This window comes from Streptomyces sp. WMMC940 (genome assembly GCF_027460265.1).
Lineage (GTDB): Bacteria > Actinomycetota > Actinomycetes > Streptomycetales > Streptomycetaceae > Streptomyces.
Genome location: NZ_JAPZBC010000001.1, coordinates 806,667 through 831,722, shown reverse-complemented (window position 1 = coordinate 831,722; position 25,056 = coordinate 806,667). Strand labels below are relative to the sequence as shown.

The window sequence follows — 25,056 nt, the reverse complement described above, 5'->3', positions numbered from 1 at the left end:
CGTTCCGCGCCCGCCGGTTCCGGTGTCGGGCGGCGGGCCGTGTCCGATGGCTATTCCCGCTTTGCCGAAAACTGACCTGGTGGTCTATATCACGCGCCGTCAACCCCTCCCTACGGTGGCGTAGGTCACTTCGCGAGGTGAATGATGACTCGACGTGGCAGATGATTCGCGATCAAGAGCAAAGGACTCCTTCGGGTCGTACGCGGCGATCGGTGACAGCTTCACCGAGGGCGTCGGAGACCCCGGACCCGACAGCCGGTTCGTCGGCTGGGCGGACCGTCTCGCGGTCCTGCTGGACGACCGTCTACCGGAACACACCTTCCGCTACGCCAATCTCGCCGTGCGCGGCAGGCTCCTCGACCAGATCGTCGAGGAACAGGTCCCGCGCGCCAAGGAACTCGCCCCCGAGCTGGTGACGTTCTGCGCCGGAGGGAACGACATCATCCGGCCCGGCAGCGACCCCGACGACGTCGCCGAACGCTTCGAGCGGGCCGTCGCCGACCTCGCCGCCTCCGTGGGCACGGTGATGGTGACCACCGGCTTCGACACCCGCGGGGTGCCCGTACTCCGCCACCTCCGGGGGAAGATCGCCACGTACACGGCACACGTCCGTGCCATCGCCGACCGCTACGACTGCCCCGTCCTCGACCTCTGGTCGCTCAGGTCCGTGCAGGACAGGCGGGCCTGGGACACCGACCGGCTGCACCTCTCGCCCGAGGGGCACACACGCGTGGCGCTGCGCGCGGCGCAGGTGCTCGGTCTGGACGTGCCCGCCGACCCGGACCAGCCCTGGCCGCCGTTGCCGCCGCGCGGCAGCTACGAAGTCCGCCGCGACAACATCCAATGGGCCCGGGAGCACCTCGTGCCCTGGATCGGACGGCGGCTCCGGGGCGAGTCGTCCGGTGATCACGTGGAGCCGAAGCGCCCGGACCTCCTGCCGCTCTGATCGCCCGAGCCGGAGCAGCCGGGGCCGGCTCCGGAGCCCGCCTCCGGGGCCGGGTCCGCGTACGGGGCCGAGCGCGAGCCCGGGAACGGGTCCGCGCCGTGCGGCGTCCGGCTCCCGGCGCTCCCGAAGCCGGGGACGGGGTCCGGGTACCCGGCGGGGATCCGCTCCAGGACCCCGCCCGCGAATACGTCGTACAGCGGAAGCGACTCCAGGTGGACATAGCCGATGTGGCAGTCGCACACCGCCAGCGGGCAGGCCCTCGGCCCCAGCGCCGCTCGGTAGGAGCCGTCGTAGAGATTGCCGAGCCCGGACCGCACGAAGTGGCAGCGCCGCACCGTGCCGTCGCCGTCCACCGAAACGACCGACTCGCCCGTGCGGCACGGCAGACCGGCCGAGCGATGCGGGTGCCGGCTGAACGGGAAGAGGGGGTCGAGCGCCGTCCAGCGGGCGGCCTCCTCGTCCGTGTACACGTGTCCCTCCGCCGCGTTGACCCACAGATAGACATGGCCCGGGAGGTCCGCCCGCAGCCGGCGTGCGGCCTCCAGATGCTCGTCGAGGCCGACGATCCCGACGCTGAACCTGATGCCGCGCGCCCCCAGGTCGCGGCACTTGCCGAGGAAGCGGTCGTACGGCGTCTGGCCCGGGTGGTACGTGCACCACAACGCCAGGGTGTCCGGGTCGGCGCCGTCCAGCCAGTCCGTGCGGCAGCTCAGATTGGTCTGCACGGCGACCCTGCGGATGTGCGGCAGCCGCGACAGCTCGGCCAGCGCCCGCCGGTACCAGGAGCGCACCAGCGCCTCGCCCCACGGGGTGAACAGCACCGACAGCCGGTCCTCGCCCTCCCGCGCCGCCGCCCAGGCCGCGAACCGCTCCAGCGCCGCCCGGTCGGCCCGCAACTGCTCTCGGCTGTCCCGCCGTTTGGCGAACGGGCAGTAGGGACAGTCGTAGTCACAGGACGCCAGCGGCCCGCGGTACAGCACGGTCAGATCCATGGCTCCTCACTTCGGCTCGTACACGGCCATCGCATCCCGCACGGCGGGCGAGAACAGCTCGGGGCCCAGCGCGTCCGAGTACGCCAGCCCTTCCGGAGTGAGCCGCAGCAGCCCGCCGATCTCCTCCAGCCAGCCGCGCCCGGCGAACGCCGCCAGCTCGACGGGGAAGTCCTCGGCCGGCGCGCTGCCGAATCGGTCCCGGTACCCGCTCACCTCCATGCCCTGCGCCTGCAGCAGCGACTGCAGCAGATGGCGGCGCCGCGCCTCGCCGTCGTCGATCCGCCGGCCGACCTCGGCGCGGGTGAAGTCCGCCGTCTCCGTGTAGTCGTCGATGATCGTTCGTATCCGGCGCATGTCGACGGCGTAGTCGAAGGAGTAGTGCAGTCCGGAGGTGTACGAGCGGGCCCCGCAGCCGAGGCCGATCATGCCGTCGGTCTGGCAGGCGTGGTCGTCCGGGCCGCGCGGCACGGTGCCCTGCCCGCGGCGGCGGAACATCCGCATCGACACCTGCTCGTAGCCGTGCGCCAGCAGGTGGTCCAGGCCCTCCCGGTAGAGCCGCAGCCGCTGCTCGTCCCAGGCGGCGTCCCCGCCGGTCTCGCCCTGCCGGCCGAGCGCCGTCAGCGGGCGGACGTAGAGGGGATACAGATACAGCTCCTCGGGGCGCCAGGCGAGCGCCGCGTCGAGCGAGCGCCGCCAGGTCGCCTCCGTCTGACCCTCGATGCCGTAGATCAGATCGATGTTGAGGACGGGGACGCCGGTGTCCCGGATGCGGCCGAGCGCAGCCTCGACGTCGGCGCGCCGCTGCGGGCGGACGGCGGCCCGCGCCTCCTCGTCCACGAAGCTCTGGACGCCGATGCTCAGCCGGGTCGTGCCGCGCTCGGCGAGCACGGCGAGGCGGTCGGCGGTCGCGGTGGCCGGGGACGTCTCCACCGACAGCGGTACGGCGCGCAGATCCGCGCCCGTCCGCTTCTCCGCGATGTCGCAGAGCCGCTCCAGTTCCCGGGCGGTGAGGAAGGTCGGAGTGCCGCCGCCGAACGCGGCGGCCGCGAACCGGACCGCGTCGGCGTCGCCCAGTGCCTCACGCACGGCCAGTGCCTGGCGCTCCAGCGCGTCGAGATAGCGCGCCGTCAGCTCGTCGGGGGCCCCGATCCGGGTGAAGAGATTGCAGAAACCGCAGCGGACCTCGCAGAACGGGATGTGCAGGTACAGGGAGAGCGCGCTCTTGTCCTCCCCGGCCCACAGCTCGCGCAGTGCGGGCCGCTCCGGCAGCGGACGGTACGACGTCTTGTGCGGATACGCGTAGACATAGCTCCGGTACGGGCGGATCCCGTGTGCCGCGCCGCTCACCGGGCGCCCTCCGAGCCGTCCGGCCCGGGCAGGAAGAACTGCGCGTACGGCACCGTCCACACGACCTCGTGACCCAGCCGGTGGCCGGTGTAACCGTCGTCGCCGTACGCCGTGCCGTGGTCGGAGCAGACGATCGCGAAGCAGCGCCGCCGGCTGCTCGCCGCGGCGAAGAGCCGGCCGATGTGCCGGTCCACGTACTCCAGCGCCGCGGCATGGGTCTCGCGCGAGTCGCCCGCCTCCCGTGCCGCACCCGGCAGATGGAACCAGTTGGGCTGGTGCAGGGCCGAGACGTTGACGAAGAGGAACAGCCGCTGGTCCGCGGGGAGCGCGGCGACGACCTCCTCGGCCCTGGCGACCTGCGACTCGAAGGAGGTGGGGGAGGCCACTCCGAACTCCGGCTCCCAGTGGCTCTCCTGGAACATCCCCGGCAGCACCGTGCCGAGCGGGCCCTGCCGGTTGAAGAAGCCGACACCGCCGATGCACACCGTCCGGTACCCGGCGCCCGCGAGCCCGGAGACCAGGTCGGGCGTGTCGTACACGAACGTGCCGTCGGCGGTCGTCTCACTGCCCGCGAACCGCGCGGCGAACAGCCGGGGGTGGGGGCCGGGCGCTGCGGGCGTCGGCAGGAAACCGGCGAAGATCGCCTGGTGCGAGGCCCAGGTGAAGCTGCCCGGGGCGTGCCGCCGCTCCCAGCGGCCGCCCGGCAGACGGCGCGCCAGGTGCGGGATGCGACCGGCGGCCGCCAGATCCTCGGCGACGTCGAAGCGCAGCGTGTCGAGGGTGACGAGCAGCAGATCGTCCGTGCCGACGACCGACCGCATGTCCGCCGGGGGTGAGCCGGCGGCGTGGTCCGGGGAGCCGGTCGGCTCCGCAACGCCGGTCACGCCCGCCCTGCGGGTGGGCTGTGTCATGCCGGCCGGACCGGTCCGGCCGGGAGGGGCTGGGTGCATGGTGCTTCCTCGTGGTGCGGATGTACGGCTGCGGCGACCTGCGCCGCATAGGTGTCGAGGCCCTCGCTGCCGCTGCCCGGCAGTCCCGTGAGCCCGGGCAGGAGGTCGCCGAAGGCGTTGACCTCGCCGACGGCGAACCGGCGCCAACCCGTGGCAGGCAGCAGGTCGACTCCGACGCACAGGGTCCCGGGGAAGCGGCCCGCCGTCCGCTCGCACAGCCCCAGCACGTCGTCGCGCCAACTGCGGCCGGCGGCCCGCACGGAGGCCCTGGCCTCGGCCAGGTCGCCTCGCAGACCGCCCAGATGGAGATTGGTCAGCGGGGAACGGCTCGTCCGTACGACGGCGTGCGTGGCCCGCCCTGCGACCACCACGACCCGCAGATCGGCGGCCCTTCCGTGCTGGACGGCCTTCGGCAGCCAGCGTTCGAGGTGCAGACCGTCGGGCGCGAGGGCGTCGACGATGGCGGCGATCTCCGGCTCGGCGGTGTAGCGGCGCAGCCTGAGCGAGTTGAACAGCCTTCCGTCCGGCGTCCGCTCCACCGACGTCGTCGCCCGGACACGGCCGCCGCCGGCGACCTCCACGGCCAGGACACCGGACGCCGAGGATCCGTGGGCGAGCTTCACGAACGCGCGGTGGTACCCCGGCTCGGCGAGCACGGCGCGTACGTCGTCCCAGCCGCGGACAACGGGCGCCCCGGCGCCCGAGGTGGGCGACGGCGGCACCGCCACGCCGGCCGTCGTGAGCCGCTCGTGGCACAGCCGTTTGTCGAACAGCACTGCCAGCTCGGCCGGGTCGTCGAGCAGGGTGGCGCCCGCCGTGCGCACGGACTCCGCCACCTCCCGTACGGCCTCAGTGAAGCGGGCGTACCAGCGGCCGGTGCCCTCGACCCTGGTCGGGTCCTCGACCCCGCGCAGCAGCCGGTCCACCCCCGGGTCCTCACCGGGCGAGTCGATCCGCACCGTCTCCCCTGCGGCGAAACCGGCCCGGCCCCGCAGGACGTCCAGCCAGGGCACCACACGTGCCTCGGGCACCCCCGCCGCGCGCAGGGCCCGCTGGAAGAGCGCGACGCGGCGGTTGTCCGGGACGCCGACGACGGCGAAGCGTCGCGACGCCGCCGGTCTCACTCGGCCACCGCGGTGAACCGGCCGTTGTCCTCGTCGTCGTCCCAGGGCTCCTGCACGTCGTCGAGGTCGACGCTCACTCCGGAGGGCTCCAGCGAGCCGCGTATGCGTTCGGCCATCGGCTCGCTGACGAAGTGGTGGTGCAGATCGAGCTTCCTGAGGTGGGTGAGGGGCTGGCCTTCGAGCAGCGCCGCCGCGCCCTGGTCGCCCAGGGTGCCCATCGACAGGTCCAGGACCTCCAGCCGGGCGACGACGGGGGCCGCCGCGAGGGCCGCGGCGATCTCGTCCTGGATCTCGCTGTTGCGCAGCGCGAGACACCGGAGTTCCGGAAGCCGGGTGCCGGCGAGGAACGGCTCCAGATCGGAGAGTTCGGCGTCCCCGCCGTAACCGGAGGTGCCGAGCCAGAGGTCCAGGTTCTCCAGGGAGGGGAGCTCGCAGGCGGCCACGCCCCGCACCACCTCCACCGGCAGGCCGCCGCTCTCGATGACCAGCCTGCGCAGGCGCTCGTGCCGGGCCGCGCCGAACCCCAGTCCCATGCCGCCCCGCACCCCGAACTCCTCCAGTTCCGGGAAGCCGTCGAGCAGCGGGGTGACGTCGCCCTGGTTGATCCAGGAGATCTCGCACTCCTCGAAGGTGATGTCGCCGACGAACAGGGCGCGCAGCTCCGGCAGCCGGTCGCGGGCCGCGAGCAGGGCGGAGAACACCTCGTCGGGGCCGCTGTCGTACACATCGCTCCAGGCGCCCACGATCAGGGCCCGGACCTTCGAGGTGTCCACGGCGGCGGTGAACCGCGCGAAGGCGTCCTCCCACGACTCCTCGCTCTCGTACGCCTCCACACCGATCCGCCAGGCGACGGAGGCGGGGTCCGGCAGTTCGCCGGCCTCGGTGTCGGGGAAGTCGAACGCGGGCAGGCCGTGCAGCTCCTGCAGATGGACCCCAATGGTCATGACGATGCTCCAGACAGCGGACGGCGATGATCGGCTGATGTGCGAGCAGTTCTACCAAGCGCCACTGACAGGGCCCTCCGCGGGGCGCCCACTACATCCGCGGACGGCCCGCGGCGGACCGTCCGGGACCGAGCGGCCCCCACGGCCCCTGCGGGGCCCGCCGGACCCGTCCGCGCTCGCCCCGTCCGTGCGTGCCCCCGGCCCCCGGCTTCGGCGGGCCGCCGGCGTCGGACTCCCCGGCGCCCGGAGGCCGATGTTCCCGCATCGCAGCCTGGGCGGCCGCGCGTTCACCGCCGCCCCGGCTCGCCGAGCTGCGCCCCGCCGACGGCCGCGCCCGGTGCCGGCGCGGCCGCCCTGACGGTGACGGTCCACTGACGCGCCTTCACTGTCAGACCCTCCCTCTAACTTCGATCGCAGCCCGGCGCACCAGGCGCCGACGGTCGAGGGGAGAGCCATGTACCGGCAGGGAGATGTGCTGATCGTGCCCGTCGCGGAGGACGCCGTCCCCGCCCGTGCCGAGGACGCACAGGGGGAACCGAGGGACCGCCGCGGGCGCCTGGTGCTGGCGCTCGGTGAGGTCACGGGTCACGCCCACGCGGTCACGGGGCCGGGGCGGCTCTTCCGCGACGCGGGCTCGGTGGGGCCGATGCTCCTCCATCTCCCCGAGGGTGGCCGGGTGGTGCACGAGGAGCACGCCCCGATACCCCTGCCCAAGGGCTGGTACCGGGTGGTGCGCCAGCGGGAGTACATCCCGGGCGCGGTGCGGATCGTCGCGGACTGACCTCCGGGAACGGTCCGCGACGGGGCAGGACCGGCGGGCGCGCGATGCAGGGCGCGGCGCGACGGCGACATACGGAACAGGGAATCAGCTTGACTCTGTCGGGGATCTTGGAGTTGTCGAGGTCAGGTTCCCAGGGTGCGCCAGGATTTCGGCCGGGGTAGCTGCCTCTGGTCGAGGTAGTTCTGGAAGGCCGTTGGTCGGCGGGGTGCGAGGGCTTCCTCAGCCGGTGACAGCCCGCCGAGGCGCTCGATGTTGACGGCGATGGCCGTCAGCACGTGCTGGACGTGGGCTTTGCTCTGTCCTCGGTAGCGGCAGCGCCGCATACCGTGTCCGTGGGCGAACTCGTTGACCGTGCCCTCCACTCCGGAGCGGACCGCATAGCGGGCCTTCCACTCGGGCGTCTGCTGTTCGGCACGGACGCGGAGTTGCAGGTCACGGAGCTCACGCGGGGGAAAGCCCACGGTGCGGGCGCTGTCGGCGGTGCTGGTGCACTGGGCGCGGGCCGGGCAGGGACGGCACTGGCTCTTGGTAAACCGTGCCACGATCAGTGGGGCCGCGGTGGGCGAGGATGTCGGGTAGGGGCCGTGCCAGCCCGCGCTGACCTGCCCCTGCGGGCAGGTGACCTGCTGACGGTCGAAGTCGATGTGGAAGTCGTCCCGGGCGAAGCCCTCGCCTCGGCGGTGCTGGTGCGTGGGGTTGGTCTTCAGCGGACCGGAGACGGTGACCTGGTGTTCACGGGCGGCGTGTTCGAGGTGGGGCAGGGAGGTGTAGCCGGCGTCGACCAGGTGCTCGGCGGGCAGCAGCCCGCGGCGGGCCAGGCGGGTGTGGATGCCGGGCAGGACCTGGCTGTCGTGGGTGGTGGACGCGGTGGTGGCCACGTCCGTGATCACGTTGGGGCCGTCGGGAGCGCAGGTCTCGGTCAGATGGGCGGCGAACCCCTTCCAGCTGATGATGTGCCCGTGCCGTGCATAGCGGGCCGAGGTGTCGTAGGGCGAGACGACCGCCCCCGACGACGGCGGCAGACCCGCCCCGCCTTCCTTCTCGGCGGTGCGCCAGCGCAGGTGCCCAGCAGCATCACGGTGATAGTTCTGCACCATGATCTGCCGCAGGGCCTGAACGCGGGGACCGGACATGCGGTCCGCTCCGTACCGGTAGAGGTGTTCCAGGAGCCGGACGGCGTCGTTTCCGGTGGCAAGGATCCTGGTCATGGGCTTGGTGGGGTTCTTGCCCAGGCGGACCGGCCGGCCGTAGCGCAGCCCCCAGTCCTCGTCGACCAGCCCGTCCAGCAGGTGAGGGGAGATGCCCGCGATCTCTTCGAGTGCGGCGCGGACCGCCTCGGTGATCAACTCCAGGCGGGTCAGGTCGCGCACCGCGGCCAGGACGTGGGTGGAGTCGGTGCGCTGTGTGGTGCGCTCGCGCACCAGTCCGGCCTCCTTGAGACGGGCCAGCGCCAGGTCGAGAAGACGGTCGGCACGGTCGTCCTCGGTAAGACGTCGTCTCATTTGGTGAGTCTGCGGTAGCAGATGAGGCTGCAGGCGATGGCGGTGAAGGCCAGGAAGTGTTCGGCCTTGCGTTCGTAGCGGCGGTGTAGACGGCGGCAGCCGCCCAGCCAGGACATCGTGCGCTCGATGGTCCAGCGATGCCGGCCCAGCCGGGTGGAGGACTCGATGCCCTTGCGGGCGATGCGGTGCCGGATGCCTCGCTTGCGCAGCCATCGGCGCAGGTGGTCGTAGTCGTAGCCTTTGTCCGCGTGGAGCTTGGCGGGCCGTCGTCTGCGCGGGCCGCGACGGGAGCGGATCGGCGGAATGCCGCACACGAGCGGCTCGAGCGCCTGGCTGTCGTGCAGGTTCGCGCCGGAGATCCCGACGGAGAGGGGTAAACCGGTCCGCTCAGTGATCAAGTGGATCTTCGAGCCCTTCTTGCCCCGGTCTACAGGATTCGGACCTGTCAGGTCCCCCCTTTCAGGGCCCGCATGTTCACCGAGTCGATCGCGCAACGCGACCAGTCCAGCTCTCCGCGCGAACCCAGCTCGTCGAGTATGACGCGGTGCAGCTTCGCCCAGACCCGGGCGGCGGTCCACTCGGTGAAACGCCGGTGCGCGGTCGGCCCCGACGGGCCGAAGACCGGCGGCAACTGCCGCCAAGTGCAGCCTGTTGTGGCCACGAAGATGATCGCGGCCAGTACCTCACGATCCCCGTACCGGCGTCGGCCGCCGCCCTGCGGCCGTGTTGGAGCGGGAGGGACCACCCGCTGGAACAGTTCCCACAGCTCGTCCGGCACCATGCGCTCGACCATCACCACACAGTGCAGACTACCCAGCACCCCAAATGAGACGACGTCTAAGGCGGTCGCGGAAGTCGGCCAGCACGCTGTGGTGGAAGCCTGGATCGTCCAGTTCCATGGCCATCGCGTACTTGAAGTCGATGCGGCAGCGGACCGCCTCGGCGGTCTGCCGGTCCGACAGGCCCAGCAAGAACTGCAGTACGCAGACGGTGGCCAGCTGAGCGGGCGAGAGACCCGGCCGTCCGTCCCTGGGGTACCAGTCGACGAAGTCCTCGTCGCGCCACAGCCCGTCCAGCCGGTCACGCACCCATATCGCCGTCGTGCCGCCCGGGTTGCTTGCCCGCGCGATCTGCGCGGTCAGAGGCGGAACGTGCTCACCGGAACGGGGGCGCAGGGACAACGGGCACCTCGACAGCTGCTTCGGTCGGCAGAACTACCCGAGCATGCCCGTTGACCATGCTGCCGCACCGGGAAACTCCAAGATCCCCGACAGAGTCAAGATCAGGGGACGGGACTTCGGGATGCAGTACATGGACAAGTGGCGGGCCGTGGCGGCGGCGACGGGCCCGGCCGACCGGGCGGCCGCGGAGGACGGGCTCCGGCTCGCCTATCGCGCGGCCGGACTCGCGGCGCCCGCACGCTTCGTGTGGGTGGACTCGCCCAAGGCCGCCGTGACGGCGGTGCGGTCGCTGGCGGATGCGGGGCGCTCCGTGCGGGACGAGGTGAGGACCGTGCCCTGGGCCGAGGAGCGCCGCCGGGTGCACGACGATCTCGGCCCCGCGGGCTGGACGGAGCTGTGGGGGAGGAGCGGCGCGTTGCTGTGGGACACCACGCGCGCGCTCGCCGAGCGGATACGGACGGGGGTGGCCGACGCCCTGGCCGAGGAGGCCGCCGCTCTCGAGGGACAACTCGACGGAGAACACACAGAGGCGGCGGACGAGGAGCGGAAGGCGGTTCGGATGGTGCTGTTGGACGCGGTCCTGGGCCAGCACGACGCGGCCTGGCTCGCCGCGTTCGACGGCCGCAGCGACCGGCTCGCCGGCCTGGCCCGGGTGGCGGAGCACGCGGGCTGGTGGTGGCCGTTCGAGAAGGCGGTGGTGATCTGCGAACGACCCGTGGAACTGCACCGCGACGAGGCCGGCCGGCTCGACCGGGGCGATGGTCCGGCGCTCGCGTTCCCGGACGGCTTCGCCCTCCACGCCTGGCGCGGTATGCCCGTCCCGGCCGAGTTCCTCGCCGGACTGGCCTCACTCACGCCGGAGCGCATACGGATCGAGGAGAACGCCGAACTGCGCCGGGTGATGCTGGAGTTCTACGGCTACGAACGCTATCTCACCGAGTCGGACGCCCGGCCGGTGCACCGTGACGAGACCGGTGTGCTGTGGCGGATCGCGCTGGCCGACGACGAGGACGTCACGATGGTGGAAGTGGTCAACTCCACGCCCGAGCCGGACGGTACGCACAAGACCTACTGGCTGCGGGTGCCGCCCACGGCCCGGACCGCGAAGGAGGGAGTCGCCTGGACCTTCGGGCTGGACGCGGAGGCGTACGCCCCGGTGCGTCAGACCTGAGCGGACACCAGGGCCTCGCGACCGATCAGCGCCGAGCTGCCGTGCCCCGTGCAGGCGTGGGCTCCGGCGACCGCGCCCAGCCGGGCGCAGTCCTCCACCCGGCGGCCCGCCAGCCGGCCGTAGAGGAAGCCGGAGACATACGCGTCGCCCGCGCCGTTGGAGTCCACCACCGGTGTGGGCGGCACCGTCGCCGGTACGGGCCGGGGCGTGCGGCCGCCGTCGCGGGTCATCAGATACGAGCCCCCGGCCCCGGCCGTGGCCACGACCGCCTCCGCGCGGCCCTCGCGCAGGATCTCCCGCATCACCGACGCGATCCGCTCGCCGGCCCCGGCGGCGCTCAGGAACACCACGTCGGAGCGCAGCGCGAACTCCCGGTGGTAGTCGTCCACTCCGTCCCAGTCGTGGAGATCGGTCGACACGGGCACCCCGAGCTCCGCGATGTCGTCGTACAGGAACCGGGCGAAGTTCATGATCGACAGATGGACGTGGCGCGCCCGCCGCAGGTGGGGGAGGTAGAAATCGCGCGGCATCCGCAGATCACCCGGGTCGCGGGCGTCGTAGAACGACATCCTGCGGCCCGTGTCGTCGACCAGGTTCACCGCACGCCGGGTTCCGCTGGGGGAGATCAGGTGCTCGAAGGCCACACCGCCGTCGGCCAGCCGCTTCCGCACCTGTCCGCCCGGGAGGTCGTCGCCGATGAAGTCCAGGAAGGTCACACCGAGTCCGAGCGCCCGGCAGCCGAGGGCGACGTTGCCGCCGGTGTGGCCCGCCCACTCCCGGATCGGCGGTACCCCGACGGAGTCCGCCCTGGGCACCGGAAGCGATCCGACCCGCACGACCGTGTCGACCCCGCTGCCACCGACCACGAGTACGTCGAGGGCGGACTGTTCCTTGCTCTGCGCCGACACCGTCTTCCTCTCCGCGCGCCTGCCCGTGCGCTAAGCACTCTGCCGGGTCAACGCCTCGCGGTCGAGCCCCAGTTCCCGGGCGAGTGCCTCCTCGGCCCACTCGAGCATGGCTGCCCGGCTGAACGAGCCCGCGTACGACGTCATCTGCACGGCGAGGCCGTCGAGCAGTGCGGTCAGTCGCCAGGCCGCCGACGACGGATCGGCGCACTGGAACTCGCCGGCCGCCGCGCCCTCCGCGATGACCGCCGTGAGCTCCGTCTTCCACTGGCGGTCGAGATCGCGCGCCACATCGCGCAGTGCGGGCTCCCGCAGCGCCGCCGCCCAGCCCTCGATCCACAGCCGCCACCCCTTGGCCTGTCCGGTCGGGGCGTACCAGCGGACGGCGGTGCGCAGCCGCCGCACCGCCGAGGTCCGGCGGCCGAGGATCTTGCGCAGATGCCTCAGATCGTCCTCCGCCGCGTAGGAGAAGGCGGCGGCGACAAGTTGCTCCTTCGACGAGAAGTGGTACAGCACCAGGGCGTTGCTCACACCGAGTGCGGAGGCGACATCGGCGATCCGGACGGCGGCCACCCCACGTGCCTCGATCTGTTCCACGGCGGCCCGCAGCAGTTCCTCCCGCCGTTCCGCCACGCTCAACCGCACTCTCGCCACCCGCTCACCCTAGTCGCTGCGGGCGGCGTCGAAGGAGGCGGTTTCCCGGGACCGTTCGAAGCGGCGCCGCGACACCTCCGTACCACCGCACGGCCGGACCACCGCACGGCCGGGCGCCCTGGCGCCGCCGGTGCACGGCCCTGAGCCGGTGACGGCATCCGCCACCGGCGCCCGACCAGGACGCGCCACTGTCGACGGCGCTGATCCGGCTGGATGGGCTGACCGCCCTGATCGGCGCCCGGTCCACCCTGATTCCGGCACGCGCGCCGGTCCCCGACGGTCGACACCTCGGCCCCGCGCTCCGGCCCTCAGGGGCCCCTGCCCGCAACGCAGCCGGGGCCTGTGACGAGGCTGGAGCCTGCTGAAGGGAGCGGCGCCCCGCGGCAGCGGCCTGAGCCCCCGGGAGCCCCGTCGCACGAAGTGATCGCCGGGCAAGGGGACATGGCCCGGAAGCCCTGCTACCGGCCGTACGGGCCGAAGCGTTCCGCGATCAGCGGGAGCCGGTCGGCCACGATCGCGTGGGCCGCTGCGCGCGGAGTCGTGCCGTCCGCCTCCGCGCGTGCGAGCATCCGGTCGACCAGGGTCCGCATCGACCGCCGAGTGTGGCCGAACGCCTCGTCCGCGTCCGCGCCGATGTCACCGAAGAGGGTCCACCACCACCAGGCGTTCGTCCCCGAGTTCACGACGACGTCCGGCAGCACGGTGACGCCCCGTGCCCGCAGCAGCTCCTCCGCTTCGGGGAGGACCGGCATGTTGGCCGCCTCCGCGATCCAGCGCGCCCGGATCACGGACTGGTTTGCCGAGTCGACGGCGTACGAGACCGCCGCGGGCACCAGGACCTCCGCGTCCGCCGAAAGCCAGGCGTCGCCGGGCAGTTCGAGGTCGCCGGGGCGCAGCGCCGCGCGGTCCACCGTTCCGAAGGAGTCCCGCGCGGTGAGCAGTGCTTCCACGTCGAGGCCGCCCGGGTGGGCGATCGTCCCCTTGACGTCGGCCACGGCCACGATCCGCAGTCCGGCACGGGAGAGGAAGCGGGCCGCCGCCCCGCCCATCGTGCCGAAGCCCTGCACCGAGACCCGGGCTCCTTCGTGGGGCGCGCCCGCGTGTTCCAGGGCCGAGAGCACGGACTCGGCGACCCCGCAGCCGCCGACCAGCTCGTCGAGCCCGATTCCGTCGACATCGAGGGCGAACGCGTCGGCCAGTCGCCGGCGCGCCGCCGTCTCGTCGTCGAGCAGCGGATACACGGCCTGCACCGTCGAGATCAGCCCGGCCTCGGCGGCGGCCCCGTCAAGGAGGTCCTGGGTGAGTCCGAGGTCCTCGCCGGTGGTCCACATGTGCTCGATGTACGGCCGCATCGCCCTCAGGTAGCGCACCAGCACGCCGTACGCATCCGGGGACGTCGGGGCGCAGTCGATGCCGCCCTTCGCGCCGCCGAGCGGGACGTACCTGCCCTCGGGGTCGTAGTGGAGGGCCTCCTTCATGGTCATGCCCCGGGCCAGCCCCGCGACCTCGTCCAGGGTGCAGCCCTCGCGCATCCGCAACCCGCCGCTGCACACCCCGCGCACCAGCCGGTCGATCACGAGGTACCCCCGCCGTCCGGTGACGTGGTCGGTCCAGGTGAGCGAGACGAGCGGGCTTGGGTCGGACACGAAGGCCTCCGGACAACACAGCGAACTGAACCGTCGGTCAGTATCCGGACGCCGTCGACCGCCTGTCAACGCGCCGCACCCGCAGCTCCCGCCCCGGCCGCCCCCGGCACCTCGCAGTGGTCCTTGAAGCCCTGGCTGGTGAGGCCGAGCGCGGAGTTCATCCGCGACCGCAGGTTCTCCACCGCGACCATCGCCGTGAGCTCCACGTACGCGGCCTCGCCCAGGGCCGCCAGCAGCCGCCCGGCCGGCTCGTCGGCGACCACCGGAGGAGTGGCGGACATGCCCTCCGCGTACTCCATGACGTCCCGCTCCAATGGCGTGTACGCGTCACTCTCCCGCCACACCGGCACATCGCGCACCTTGCGGACGTCCATGCCGCGCCGCCGGTTCTCCCAGTACCCGAAGTCCATGCACCAGCTGCAGCCGATGGAGGCGGCCGACGCCATCACGGCCAGCGCCTTGAGATCGGCGTCCAGCCGGTCCCACTTCGCGACCGCGAGCTCGAACCGCAGGTCGGAACGGAGCACCTTCGGGTTGTGGCCGAGCGCCCTCGCGGGGTCGAGGACCTTCCCGTACGTCCGCCTGGAGTACCACTCCATCGCGCGGTAGAAGAGCGTGCGGGGCGGGGAGAGGGAGATGCGGGCCATGGTGGGCTCCTCGGTCGCCGGTCCGTGCTTCACCCGTACGACGGACGGTGCGGTGCCGGATGTGACACAGGTCCGCCGCGGCCCCGGCATTTTTCCCGGGCCTCGTACGTTTGCTCTGCCGTGGACGCCGGTGGCCCCGTTCCGCGGCCCCCGGCGTCCGGCGAGCGTCCACCGATAATGGAACGAACCGAAGACCCCAGGAGGTCCCGTGACCGGCGCAGGTTTCCCGCACTCGCTGCGCTCCCGGCTGCGATCGCTGCGGCCCGTTGCCTTCGGGGCCGACCCCGCCGGAGAGCGGATGGAGCGCATCCGCCGCTCCCCCCACTTCGCCGACGGGGTGTTCCAGAACCCCGTGGGAGCCCGGACCAGGCCGTCCGGATCGACACTCGAGTTCGCGAAGACCTACTTCCGGAAAGAGGCCCGCAGGCGTCGCGGCCCCGCCGCGCCGATACCCGTGCACCCCACCACGCTCGAGGACCTCGCCAGGCCACCGGCCTCGGGACTGCGGCTCACCTGGATGGGCCACTCCAGCGTGCTCGCCGAGATCGACGGCAAGCGGGTGCTCCTCGACCCGGTCTGGGGCCGGCGCTGCTCGCCGTTCGCGTTCGCCGGACCGAAGCGGCTCCACGCCGTGCCGCTGCCGCTGGCCGCGCTCGGCCCGGTCGACGTCGTCGTCATCTCCCACGACCACTACGACCACCTCGACCTGTCCGCGATCCGCGCCCTGACCTCGACGGACACGCTCTTCGCGGTGCCGCTGGGCGTGGGGGCGCACCTGGAGCGCTGGGGTGTCGCCGAGAGCCGCCTGCGGGAACTGGACTGGCACGAGTCGACGCAGCTGGACGGCCTGCGGCTGACCGCCACCCCGGCCCGCCACTTCTGCGGCCGCGGGCTGCGCAACCAGCAGCACACGCTCTGGGCGTCCTGGGCCGTCGAAGGACCCTCCGGTCGCCGGATCTACCACAGCGGTGACACGGGGTACTTCCCCGGCTTCCGGGACATCGGCCGGGACCACGGCCCGTTCGACGCGACGATGATCCAGATCGGTGCCTACAGCGAGTACTGGCCCGACATCCACATGACCCCGGCCGAGGGCATGCGGGCCCATCTGGACCTGCAGGGCGGCAGCCCGGGCGGGGTTCTGCTGCCGATCCACTGGGGGACGTTCAACCTGGCGCTGCACGCGTGGGCCGAGCCGGGGGAGTGGACGAAGGACGCGGCCGAGGAGGCCGGCCAGGCGGTGGCGTTCCCGCGGCCCGGTGAACCGTTCGAGCCTGCGGGGAAGCTGCCCGAGGAGCCGTGGTGGCGGGCTGTGTCCCACTCGATCGCGCACCCGTGGCGCCGACCCGGGCGACCCGGGGTCGAGGCCGAGACGCCCAGCGGCGATCTCGATCTCGCGGGCGAGCGGTGACGGCGGCCTGGGACGAGCGCGCCGCTGCCGTGCGGGTGCGGGAGCGTTCCACCCGGGCTGCGGTCGGGGTCGGAGTCCCGGATGCTGCGGACCATGCGTCCGGCCCGAACAGTCGGAACGGTCCGTCGGAAGGGCCGCCGGGCCGTTCAGGAGCCTGAGACCGACGACCCCGCCCCTGCCCGCCGAACTCACCGCACAGCCTCAAGCGGAGATCACCGAGTGGCCGTCGGTACACGGCTCCGGCGGACGTGACCCGGCGGTGCCCGGTCCTCGCACCGCGGGTCGGTCGGGGACGCCGGCATCGGCCCGGATCGCGGAGCACATCCGAGCCCCGGGGGGCGGCGTCGGCCGGTGCCTTCCCGAGGAGGGGGCCGGCCTACGCCGCCCCTCCCGGGCACCGTCCGCCCCGGATGCCGGGGGATCCGCCCCACGATCGGCCCTCTCGCGAATTGTCCGGACACTCCGCCCATCGGCCGAGGACAAGGACGTACCCGGGCACACGCCCCCGCCGCCGCCCCCGGAATTTCGCCTGTGCGTGCGAGCCCTCATACCAGAGCGGGACGCTCTACGGGCAAGTTTGTCAACTGCCCACCGCACATGAACGGTTCACGACTACCGTGTGTGCCCGGTGATCAACGGTGGGCTCCCGCACACCCTTGGCGCCGCGCACACCGATCGGTACATGATTCCTGGGCCACGTACCAAGGACGCTGATGTCTCAACTACGCGCACCCGCCGCGCGGCAGGACCGCCGCGAGGGCGGGCGGCACGGCCGGTCAGGCGCCCGCGCTCTCTCCTCCGCGGGCAGGCCGCAGTCCACGCCGCCGAACTCCGAAGCCCGTATACGGGCCCAACTGATGCGAACCGCCGTACTGCCCGCCGTCGTCGTGTCGCTCAGCGGCGCGGCCGCGGTGCTGTTCACGATCCGCTCCACCGACGCGCGGCCGTCCGCCGCGCTGTGGGTCGCGCTCGCGGGCTCGGCGGCCCTCGCCGCGGTCGCCGTGGTGGCGGCGGCGCTGGGCGCGGAACGCACGGCCAGAACCATGCTCGACCGTGCGCAGGACCTGCGCCGGTCCAGCGCCCGCCGACAGGCCGAGCTCACCGCCGTTGTGGACGGACTGCGCCGCGGCGAGCGTCCCCCGCCCCGTGAGAACCTGCCCGCCCCGGCCGCCGGTGGGGACGAACTCGATCTCCTCGCCCAGGAGCTGACGCGCTCCCACGAAGCCGCCGTGGCCGCCGTGGTGCAGGCCTCGCGGCTGTCCAGCAGCGTGGGCAACGAGCAGAAGGTCGAGGTCTTCGTCAATCTCGCCCGCAGGCTCCAGTCGCTGGTGCACCGCGAGATCCAGCTGCTGGACGAGCTGGAGAACGAGGTCGAGGACCCGGAGCTGCTCAAGGGCCTCTTCCACGTCGACCACCTGGCGACCCGGATCCGCCGGCACGCGGAGAACCTCGCCGTCCTCGGCGGAGCCATCTCCCGCCGTCAGTGGTCCAACCCGGTCACCATGACCGAGGTCCTCCGCTCCTCCATCGCCGAGGTGGAGCAGTACCCCCGGGTCAAGCTCGTGCCGCCGATCGACGGCACCCTGCGGGGCCACGCCGTCGCCGACGTCATCCACCTCCTCGCCGAACTGGTGGAGAACGCCACCCTGTTCTCCGCCCCGCACACCCAGGTGCTGTTGCGCGCCTCGCACGTCACGGCGGGGCTGGCCGTGGAGGTCGAGGACCGGGGACTGGGCATGCCCCTCTCCGAGCAGAACAAGATGAACGCCCTGCTCGCCGACCCCGACCAGGTCAATGTGGCGCACCTGCTGCAGGACGGCCGCATCGGACTGTTCGTGGTCTCGGCGCTCGCCCGCAGGCACGGCATCGCGGTCCGCCTCCAGTCCAACATCTACGGAGGCATCCAGGCCGTCCTGGTGCTGCCGCAGGGGCTGCTCGGTGCCGAACCGGGGGCCCAGGGCGGAGCCGGGCAGCAGGGCGCCCAGCGCCACGCCGACCATCCGCCGGCCGCGGCCGCCGCGGTGGCGGGCGGGGTCGCCGGCCGGGAGCACGCCGCCGCCCCCGCGGCCGCCCCGCATCCCGCCGTCGAGCCGCCGCACACCGCCGACGGGCACCACACCGGCAGTCAGCGCACCCTGACCTACGCGGCGAGCATGCCGGGCATGCCGCACCAGCAGCCCGTCGCGGATCCCGCAACCGGGCCGCTACCGGTGCGCGGCGAGCACCCGGACCGGGCCAATCCGGCAACCGTCCGGACCGGTGCGGCCCACGCGGCCACCCCGCCGGCGCAATCGCCTCCGCGGCCTCCCGCGCCGCGCCATGCGTCCTCGCCGTCCGACTCCCCGGACGTACGCGGCACCATGGGCCGCCCGCAGCTGCCCAGGCGGCGCGCCCAGGAGCACCTGGCGCCCCAGCTGCGGGACGAACCCGCCCCCCGCAGGCCCGAGGAGCAGGCCCTGCACGACCCCGGGCTGATGGCGGCCTTCCAGCGGGGCATCGGCCTCGCGGAGTCCCGGGCGCCGGAAGCCACGGACTCCCTCCCGCACGAACCGCAGCGACAGTTCGACACCCACAAGGAGTAGATGCACCATGGCGAGCGATGTGCCCACGGGCCATTCCTCGGATCTCGACTGGCTGCTCAGCGGCCTGGTCCAGCGCGTGCCGTACACCCGTAACGCGGTTCTGCTCTCCTCCGACGGCCTGGTGAAGTCCGTGCACGGCCTCGATGCCGACAGCGCCGACCACATGGCCGCGCTGGCATCCGGGCTGTACTCGCTCGGCCGCAGCGCCGGCGCCCGCTTCGGCGACGGCGGTGAGGTCCGTCAGGTCGTGGTGGAGCTCGACTCCACCCTGCTGTTCGTGTCCACGGCCGGATCGGGCACCTGTCTGGCCGTGCTGGCGGGGCGGGAGGCGGACGCCGCGGTCCTCGGGTACGAGATGGCGATGCTGGTCAAGAGCGTACGGCCGTATCTGGTCACCCCGGCCAGACAGGCCGCCGGGGCGCCGAACGCCACGGGGCTCTGACCGTGCCGGCCCCCAAGGACGGGCCGTGGTTCGACGATGCGGCAGGCCGGCTGATCCGCCCCTACTCCGTGATCGGTGGCCGTACCCGTCCCACGGCCGCCCTCGATCTGCTGTCCCTGGTGATGGCCACCGGCACCGTCCCGCAGGGGGCGCTCGGGCCGGAGCACGCGCTGGCCCTGGGCCTGTGCGGCGGCCCCACGTCGGTGGCGGAGATCTCGGCGCACCTACGGCTCCCCGCGGTCGTCACCAAGGTGCTTCTGTCCGACCTCGTGGACTGCGGGGCCGTCACCGCCAGGGCGCCCCGCTTCCAGGACTCTCCGACCGACCGTTCCCTGCTGGAGGCAGTGCTCGATGGCCTACGACGACGGCTCTGACCACCGCCCTGACCACATCCCCGAGCACGGCCAGGGCTCCCGTGACCGCGGCGATCCCTTTCCCACCGCGCTGAAGATCCTGGTCGCGGGCGGCTTCGGGGTGGGCAAGACGACCTTCGTGGGCGCGGTGAGCGAGATCGAACCGCTGAGCACGGAGGAGTTGCTGACGGCCGTCAGCGTCGGCACCGACAGCCTGGCGGGAGTGGAGTCCAAGAAGACCACCACGGTGGCCATGGACTTCGGCCGGATCACCCTCGACGAGCGCCATGTGCTGTACCTCTTCGGCACACCGGGCCAGGAGCGCTTCTGGTTCATGTGGGACGAGCTCTCCGGGGGAGCGCTCGGCGCGGTCGTCCTCGCCGACACGCGCCGGCTGGAGGACTGCTTCTCCGCCGTGGACTTCTTCGAGCGGCGCGGCATCGGGTTCGTCGTCGCCGTCAACGAGTTCGACGGTTCCTACCGCTACGAACCGGACGAGGTCCGGGCCGCGATCGACCTCAAGGAGGACGTCCCGGTCGTGCTGTGCGACGCGCGCATCGCCAGCTCCGGGATCGGCACCCTGGTCACCCTCGTCCAGCATCTGCTCACCACCACCCCGGCACCGGCAGCGGCGCCGAGCTACGGAGCTCAGTCATGACGTACGACCCGACCGGCCATCTGCTGCTGACACCCGTCGACCGGGAGGCCCCCACCCGGGTGCAGCGGCTGCGTCAGCTCGGGCTGGGCGAACGGCCCGAGCCGGCGTTCGACGAATTCGCCCACAAGCTCGCGGAGGTGACCGGGGCCCCGTACTCGATGGTCAACTTCATCGACGAGCACCGGCAGTTCTTCGCCGGGCTGCACACACCCGCCGGCACCCACGCGGGCGGGGGCGACCTCGCGGCGGCGGGCGGCGGGGACGTGGGCCGCTTCATGGCGCGCGACCACGGCTACTGCCCGCACGTGGTCGTGCGGCGCAAGGCGTTGGTGCTGGAGGACGTCTGCGACTACCCCCGGTTCGCGGGCAATCCGGTCGTCGACGAGATCGGCATCCGCTCGTACCTGGGTGCGCCGCTGATCGACCGTACGGGCATCGCACTGGGCACGATCTGCGTGGTGGACACCGAGCCTCGGCCCTGGGGCAGGGCGGGCCTGGAGACCATCAAGTCACTCGCGGCCGAACTGGTCGAGCAGATCCACCGCCGCGAGGACGGGCTGCTGTGACCGTGACGCGGTGACGTCCCCGGGAGCCGTACGGCCCTCCCGGGGACGTCGTGTTCGCCGAGCCGCGTCCGCGGGGCCCCTCTCGTCCGCCCGGGTCAGACCAGGGCCTCCATGCGCGTCAGCTCGGCCAGCCGCTCCGACCACTGGCCCTTCGACTGGCCCAGGGCCACTTCGGCCAGTCTGAGCAGCTGGATGTCGGAGGTGCCCGCGGGCGCGAAGATGTGGTGCGCGTCACGGAGATAGCGCTCGATCGGACGCTCCGTGAACAGCCCGGAGGCCGCGTGTATCTCCATGGCGTTCCGTGCCGAGTCGAGTGCGGACTCGACGTTGACGAGTTTGGCGTTCATCAGCTCCGCGTCGCACGCCAGTCCCTGGTCCAGCAGATGCACCGCGTGGTACGCGGCGAGCCGTGCCGTCATCAGCCGTGACTGGAGCTGCCCCAGCTTCAGCTTGATGGACGGCAGTTCGTGCAGCGGCCTGCCGTAGCGGTGGCGCTCGGCGCAGAACCGCGTCGTCTCCTCCAGGACGGCCTGGTGTATGCCGAGTGCGACCGCGGTCAGATTGGCCCGGCCGTAGAGCACGCTGGAGGAGTAGGCGACGGCGAGGCCGTCCCCCTCCTCGCCGAGCCGGTTGGCCGCCGGAACCCGGCAGTCGTCGAAGTGGAGCTCACCGAAACTGAAGCCGTGCAGTCCCATGGTGGGCTTCTGCTCGCCCGTGTGGCACCCCGGGCGGCCGGACTCCACCAGAAAGGCCGTGAGCCCCCTGGAGCCGGGCCCCGTCCGGACGACGACCCCGTGCAGATCACCGACGTGACTGTTGCCTACGTACACCTTCCGGCCGTTGATGACGTAGTCGTCGCCGTCACGCACGGCGGTGGCGCTCATCCCCAGCACATGGCCGCCCGACTCGGGTTCGGTGACCGCGATCGTGGGCAGGCACTCGCCCGCCGCGATCAGGGGGAGCCAGGTCTTCTTCTGCTCCTCGTTCCCGAAATGGACGATCTTGGCGACGCCGAGCTGGGAGGCCTGGACCATGGCTCCCATCGCGCCGCTCACGCGGGACAGTTCCTCGATGATGATGGTCTTGGCCAGATGTCCGACACCCATCCCGCCATGGCCCTTGCCGATCGTCGCTCCGAGCCAGCCCTGTCGTGCGATGAGCCGCGAGAGGTCGCGGTGCACCGTGCGGGCGGCCTCCATGGCCGGGATGCGCGGGCGGACCTCGCACTCGGCGAAGTGCCGCACCCGCTCACGGAGCTGATGATGAAGCCGACTGGCGAAGTACCCGTCCATCGCGAGCCCTCCTCTGCGAAACGCCTGCTCGTGCGAGTGTTCGAGCAGGTGGTGCATCGGCATGGTCCCGTCCCGTACAGGCCGACCACCTCATGGTGTTGATCGCTTACGAGTGGTACAACTCGGTGGCCAACTTTGGCCGAAATGGAATCCATTGACGTGTGATTGAGACTGTGTCCCTGGTGGTAGTGGCCCGTCCGGTTCACCCGCTGGGCATGCCCACGGGTCTTCTTTCTGCCACTTGCCCTGGGCAATGGGTTCCTGGGCATATGGCACCGAGGGACAGCATTCCGCTTCCGGTGGCGGCCGACCAGGCCTCAGAGGTACGGAAATGCCCGCAACTCTGACGGAATCGACGGGCTTTGAGCGGAAAGTGGTCCCGGCGTACAGGGGCGCTGACCGGCGCACACCCTTCCAGGTGCACGCCCCCGATGTCACGCACCGCTGTCCGGGGACGATGCCCGTATCCCGGGGGACGGCGTCGGCCCTCCGCTGCGCCGCACCTCGGCGAGGGCGACGTCACGGTCTCGAGCTCGACGGACGTGCCCGGACCCGGCGGGTGACCGGGCTCTCGTCGGCCACCCCGGCACCGCCTCGACCGGGCGGCCCGGAGCCGGTCCAGCCCGGCTCGCAGGTCCGGGTGCGCCGCCGGTCCGGGGCGCGACGGGCGTGGCGAGCGCATTCGGGGGTCTGGTGGGTGTGACCGGCGGCGACCGGGGGAGGGACCTCCACGTGCCCCGTGACCGTCCGACCGAGGAGGCCGGCCCCCCATGACCGCGACCGCATACCGCCCCGGACTGCTGGACGCCGCCGACGGCGTGCAGATCGCCACGTACTCCTGGCTGCCCGAGAGCGGGCGCCCCCGGGCCCTGGTGCAGCTCGTCCACGGGGCGGCGGAGCACGCGCTGCGGTACGACCGGTTCGCCCGCCACCTCGCCGCGCACGGCTACGGGGCGATCGCCTCCGACCACCGCGGCCACGGGGCGACGGCCCCCTCCACCGGCGGCTACGGCGTGGCGGAGACGCCCGACGCCGCACCGGTCGACGGCTACGACAGCTGGCGCGCGACGGTGGAGGACATCAAGGCGGTCGGCGACCAGGCACGGCTGCTCCACCCGGGCGTTCCCGTGGTCGTCCTCGGGCACAGCCTGGGCTCCATGCTCGCGCGCGACTACGTCCAGGAGTACCCGGACGACCTCAGCGGCCTGATCCTCTCCGGCGCCTTCCGTACGCTGCCGGGCGCCGACATCGAGGGCTCCATCGCCCGTCTGGAGGAGCGGGCGGCCACCGAGGGCCGCTCGGCCCCCTCCGCGTACGTCTCCGAGCTCTTCGCGTCCTTCAACGACCCGTACCCGCACCGGACCGGATTCGAGTGGTTGTCCCGTGACGAGGACGAGGTGGACGCCTACGCCCTCGACGAGCGCTGCGGCTTCCCCTTCAGCACGGGCCTCGTCCTCGACTGGCTGCGCGCCGTGCGGAAGATCAACGACCCACGCAACCTGGCCCGCGTCCCGGCCGACCTCCCGGTCCATGTCGCCGTCGGTGCGGAGGACCCCTGCCACCAGGGGATGACCCTGGTCCACGCACTGCTGGAGGACTTCCGCCACGTCGGTACGGAGTCCCTGACGTGGAAGGCGTACGAGGGCGCCCGCCACGAGATCCTCAACGAGACCAACCGCGAGGAGGTCCAGCAGGACCTGGTGGCCTGGTTGGACGAGCGGGTGTGAACCGGACGGGCGGGTGTGAGTCGCGCCAGCCGGTGTGAGCCGTGCAAGTCGGTGTGAGTCGGGGATCCGGGCGCGGGCCGAGTGGTCCCGGGCGTTGTCGGTGGGGCGCCGTACCGTCGGAGGATGGCCACTGCCGACGACGTACGCAGAATCGCCCTCGCACTCCCCGGCGCGGTGGAGAAGCTCGCCTGGGGCCGGCCCACGTTCCGGGCGGGACAGGGCGGAAGGATCTTCGCCTCGCTCGACGACGATCAGGCGATCGGGGTCAGGTGCCCCAGGGCGGACCGCGAGGAGCTGATCGCCTCCGAGCCGCACAAGTTCTTCGTCCGCGAAGGGCACGACGACGCCTACGCCTGGCTGAGGGTGCGGCTCGGCGCACTGGAGGACGAGGAGGAGCTGTACGCCGTCCTGCTCGACTCCTGGCGGCAGGCGGCTCCCCGGAGGCTGCTCGAAGCCCATCCCGAGCTGGGTGGGGGGTCCGGGCCCTGACCCCGGCGGCTCCTCCCGCGTGCGGGCGAGGCAGGGAAGGGCGTACCGGCGCGGGAGCAGGGGGCGCTGAGGCGCGGCAGGCGCACGCCTGCCGTTCCGGCGCACGGGGCGCATGCGGCATGCGAAGTCCGCGCGCGGGCCGGTGCACGCCTGTTACGTACGGTCACGACACAAGTGAGGCCTACGGGCGGGCGTGACGCACGGTCATGACGCGTGTGCGGGTGACGGAAGTGTGTGACACATGGTCATGGCGTGTGCGCGGAGGACGCACGCGGGTGACGGACGGTCATGGTGTATGTGCGTGCGATCACGGGTGATGGCTCAACTCGCCCGTCTTCACGGGATGTTCACAACGGTCTACACCATTCAGTGCTCTCATGAGGGAACCCCACGCATTCCCCCATCCGTCTACCGATGGGGCGATCCCGTGGGGTCCGTCCAGTGTGACGACATTCACTGCCAGCACATCCGGAAGTGACGGATAGTAATGAGTGCCCTACAACACCGGCACGTACTGTTACGTGTGCCCAGACAGTCGACGAAGGAGACTCATGCGACCGTTCGTACTGAACTACGTACTTCCGGCCGAGAGTCCTGCGGTCACCCTGCCGTACACCTACGACTCCGCGCTGCAGTTGAATGTGCTGCCGGACGGGCGGCCCGCCATCGTCGACCGCGATCTGATCCTGGTCACCGGCACGACGACCTCCACCGCCGGCTCCAAGACGCACTTCGACGACTGACGG

25 protein-coding genes are annotated in these 25,056 nt (G+C 72.2%); 12 read left to right on the top strand and 13 right to left on the bottom strand.

The annotated features are described in order from the left end of the window. Positions 1 to 154: 154 nt before the first annotated feature. A complete protein-coding gene (locus tag O7595_RS03785; RefSeq protein WP_269727295.1) occupies positions 155 to 946 on the top strand; it encodes an SGNH/GDSL hydrolase family protein in 792 nt (263 codons plus the stop codon). Here the strand turns inward: O7595_RS03785 and O7595_RS03780 are convergent. The 5 genes from O7595_RS03780 to O7595_RS03760 all read right to left on the bottom strand — a co-directional run bounded on the left by O7595_RS03780 (position 907) and on the right by O7595_RS03760 (position 6,303). Beyond that, positions 907 to 1,938 carry an STM4011 family radical SAM protein gene (locus O7595_RS03780; protein ID WP_269727294.1) on the bottom strand — a complete coding sequence of 344 codons (1,032 nt, stop codon included), beginning with the start codon at positions 1,936 to 1,938 and terminating at the stop codon, positions 907 to 909. The two genes, O7595_RS03785 and O7595_RS03780, sit on opposite strands and share 40 nt — an antisense overlap. Positions 1,939 to 1,944: 6 nt before the next feature. Continuing rightward, entirely contained in the window at positions 1,945 to 3,285 is a 1,341-nt protein-coding gene (locus O7595_RS03775) for an STM4012 family radical SAM protein (protein WP_269727293.1), read from the bottom strand. Further along, a complete protein-coding gene (locus O7595_RS03770; protein WP_269732353.1) occupies positions 3,282 to 4,106 on the bottom strand; it encodes an STM4013/SEN3800 family hydrolase in 825 nt (274 codons plus the stop codon). Before O7595_RS03770 ends, O7595_RS03775 begins: the two co-directional genes overlap by 4 nt. A gap of 86 nt (positions 4,107 to 4,192) precedes the next feature. Next, entirely contained in the window at positions 4,193 to 5,359 is a 1,167-nt protein-coding gene (locus O7595_RS03765) for an STM4014 family protein (protein ID WP_269727292.1), read from the bottom strand. Beyond that, a complete protein-coding gene (locus O7595_RS03760) occupies positions 5,356 to 6,303 on the bottom strand; it encodes an STM4015 family protein (RefSeq protein ID WP_269727291.1) in 948 nt (315 codons plus the stop codon). The genes O7595_RS03765 and O7595_RS03760 overlap by 4 nt, the downstream gene beginning before the upstream one ends. Positions 6,304 to 6,757: 454 nt before the next feature. Here O7595_RS03760 and O7595_RS03755 point away from each other — a divergent pair, with 454 nt between their 5' ends. After that, positions 6,758 to 7,084 carry a hypothetical protein gene (locus tag O7595_RS03755; RefSeq protein WP_269727290.1) on the top strand — a complete coding sequence of 109 codons (327 nt, stop codon included), beginning with the start codon at positions 6,758 to 6,760 and terminating at the stop codon, positions 7,082 to 7,084. Between the two features lie 122 nt (positions 7,085 to 7,206). Here the strand turns inward: O7595_RS03755 and O7595_RS03750 are convergent, their stop codons facing one another. The 3 genes from O7595_RS03750 to O7595_RS03740 form a co-directional block, all read right to left on the bottom strand. Then, complete coding sequence (locus O7595_RS03750; protein WP_269727289.1) at positions 7,207 to 8,586, bottom strand: transposase; 1,380 nt, start codon at positions 8,584 to 8,586, stop codon at positions 7,207 to 7,209. Beyond that, positions 8,583 to 9,379, bottom strand: a protein-coding gene (locus O7595_RS03745; RefSeq protein WP_269727288.1) for an IS5 family transposase whose coding sequence is annotated in 2 segments (ribosomal slippage) — positions 8,583 to 9,041 and positions 9,044 to 9,379 — 795 coding nt in all. Because the reading frame shifts where the segments join, the coding sequence is not laid out codon by codon here. The genes O7595_RS03750 and O7595_RS03745 overlap by 4 nt, the downstream gene beginning before the upstream one ends. A gap of 16 nt (positions 9,380 to 9,395) precedes the next feature. Continuing rightward, the gene (locus O7595_RS03740) at positions 9,396 to 9,767 is read right to left on the bottom strand and encodes a transposase (protein ID WP_269727287.1); all 372 of its coding nucleotides are present in this window, start codon (positions 9,765 to 9,767) and stop codon (positions 9,396 to 9,398) included. A gap of 121 nt (positions 9,768 to 9,888) precedes the next feature. On the opposite strand from O7595_RS03740, the gene O7595_RS03735 reads away from it, so the two are divergent. Beyond that, positions 9,889 to 10,938 carry a DUF6745 domain-containing protein gene (locus O7595_RS03735; protein ID WP_269732352.1) on the top strand — a complete coding sequence of 350 codons (1,050 nt, stop codon included), beginning with the start codon at positions 9,889 to 9,891 and terminating at the stop codon, positions 10,936 to 10,938. Here the strand turns inward: O7595_RS03735 and O7595_RS03730 are convergent. The 4 genes from O7595_RS03730 to O7595_RS03715 form a co-directional block, all read right to left on the bottom strand. After that, positions 10,929 to 11,846 (bottom strand): carbohydrate kinase family protein, encoded by a 918-nt coding sequence (locus O7595_RS03730; RefSeq protein WP_269727286.1) that lies wholly within the window; start codon positions 11,844 to 11,846, stop codon positions 10,929 to 10,931. The genes O7595_RS03735 and O7595_RS03730 overlap by 10 nt on opposite strands. Before the next feature lie 30 nt (positions 11,847 to 11,876). After that, positions 11,877 to 12,497: a TetR/AcrR family transcriptional regulator gene (locus O7595_RS03725; RefSeq protein ID WP_269727285.1), complete on the bottom strand. Its 621-nt coding sequence runs from the start codon at positions 12,495 to 12,497 to the stop codon at positions 11,877 to 11,879. A 458-nt stretch (positions 12,498 to 12,955) separates the two neighbouring features. Continuing rightward, a complete protein-coding gene (locus O7595_RS03720; protein ID WP_269727284.1) occupies positions 12,956 to 14,143 on the bottom strand; it encodes a glutamate dehydrogenase in 1,188 nt (395 codons plus the stop codon). Positions 14,144 to 14,208: 65 nt separating this feature from the next. After that, positions 14,209 to 14,790 carry a carboxymuconolactone decarboxylase family protein gene (locus tag O7595_RS03715; RefSeq protein WP_269727283.1) on the bottom strand — a complete coding sequence of 194 codons (582 nt, stop codon included), beginning with the start codon at positions 14,788 to 14,790 and terminating at the stop codon, positions 14,209 to 14,211. Between the two features lie 298 nt (positions 14,791 to 15,088). Here O7595_RS03715 and O7595_RS03710 point away from each other — a divergent pair, with 298 nt between their 5' ends. The 6 genes from O7595_RS03710 to O7595_RS03685 all read left to right on the top strand — a co-directional run bounded on the left by O7595_RS03710 (position 15,089) and on the right by O7595_RS03685 (position 20,802). Next, positions 15,089 to 16,201: an MBL fold metallo-hydrolase gene (locus O7595_RS03710; RefSeq protein WP_443071814.1), complete on the top strand. Its 1,113-nt coding sequence runs from the start codon at positions 15,089 to 15,091 to the stop codon at positions 16,199 to 16,201. A 713-nt stretch (positions 16,202 to 16,914) separates the two neighbouring features. Further along, complete coding sequence (locus tag O7595_RS03705; protein WP_269727281.1) at positions 16,915 to 18,783, top strand: sensor histidine kinase; 1,869 nt, start codon at positions 16,915 to 16,917, stop codon at positions 18,781 to 18,783. 7 nt (positions 18,784 to 18,790) lie between these two features. After that, positions 18,791 to 19,225, top strand: a complete 435-nt coding sequence (locus O7595_RS03700; protein WP_269727280.1) for a roadblock/LC7 domain-containing protein — start codon at positions 18,791 to 18,793, stop codon at positions 19,223 to 19,225. Between the two features lie 2 nt (positions 19,226 to 19,227). After that, on the top strand, positions 19,228 to 19,599 hold the full coding sequence (locus O7595_RS03695; protein ID WP_269727279.1) for a DUF742 domain-containing protein: 372 nt from the start codon (positions 19,228 to 19,230) through the stop codon (positions 19,597 to 19,599). After that, positions 19,577 to 20,236, top strand: coding sequence for a GTP-binding protein (locus O7595_RS03690; protein WP_269727278.1), 660 nt, complete (start codon positions 19,577 to 19,579; stop codon positions 20,234 to 20,236). The genes O7595_RS03695 and O7595_RS03690 overlap by 23 nt, the downstream gene beginning before the upstream one ends. Next, positions 20,233 to 20,802 (top strand): GAF domain-containing protein, encoded by a 570-nt coding sequence (locus tag O7595_RS03685; RefSeq protein ID WP_269727277.1) that lies wholly within the window; start codon positions 20,233 to 20,235, stop codon positions 20,800 to 20,802. Before O7595_RS03690 ends, O7595_RS03685 begins: the two co-directional genes overlap by 4 nt. 95 nt (positions 20,803 to 20,897) lie before the next feature. On the opposite strand, the gene O7595_RS03680 is transcribed toward O7595_RS03685, so the two are convergent. Then, positions 20,898 to 22,094 carry an acyl-CoA dehydrogenase family protein gene (locus O7595_RS03680; protein ID WP_269732351.1) on the bottom strand — a complete coding sequence of 399 codons (1,197 nt, stop codon included), beginning with the start codon at positions 22,092 to 22,094 and terminating at the stop codon, positions 20,898 to 20,900. A gap of 770 nt (positions 22,095 to 22,864) precedes the next feature. Between O7595_RS03680 and O7595_RS03675 the strand changes: the two genes are divergently transcribed. The 3 genes from O7595_RS03675 to tgmA all read left to right on the top strand — a co-directional run bounded on the left by O7595_RS03675 (position 22,865) and on the right by tgmA (position 25,053). Then, positions 22,865 to 23,821 carry an alpha/beta fold hydrolase gene (locus O7595_RS03675; protein WP_269727276.1) on the top strand — a complete coding sequence of 319 codons (957 nt, stop codon included), beginning with the start codon at positions 22,865 to 22,867 and terminating at the stop codon, positions 23,819 to 23,821. 123 nt (positions 23,822 to 23,944) lie between these two features. Then, positions 23,945 to 24,310 carry an MmcQ/YjbR family DNA-binding protein gene (locus tag O7595_RS03670; protein WP_269727275.1) on the top strand — a complete coding sequence of 122 codons (366 nt, stop codon included), beginning with the start codon at positions 23,945 to 23,947 and terminating at the stop codon, positions 24,308 to 24,310. A 551-nt stretch (positions 24,311 to 24,861) separates the two neighbouring features. Next, positions 24,862 to 25,053 carry a putative ATP-grasp-modified RiPP gene (gene tgmA, locus O7595_RS03665; protein ID WP_138051927.1) on the top strand — a complete coding sequence of 64 codons (192 nt, stop codon included), beginning with the start codon at positions 24,862 to 24,864 and terminating at the stop codon, positions 25,051 to 25,053. Positions 25,054 to 25,056: the final 3 nt, after the last annotated feature.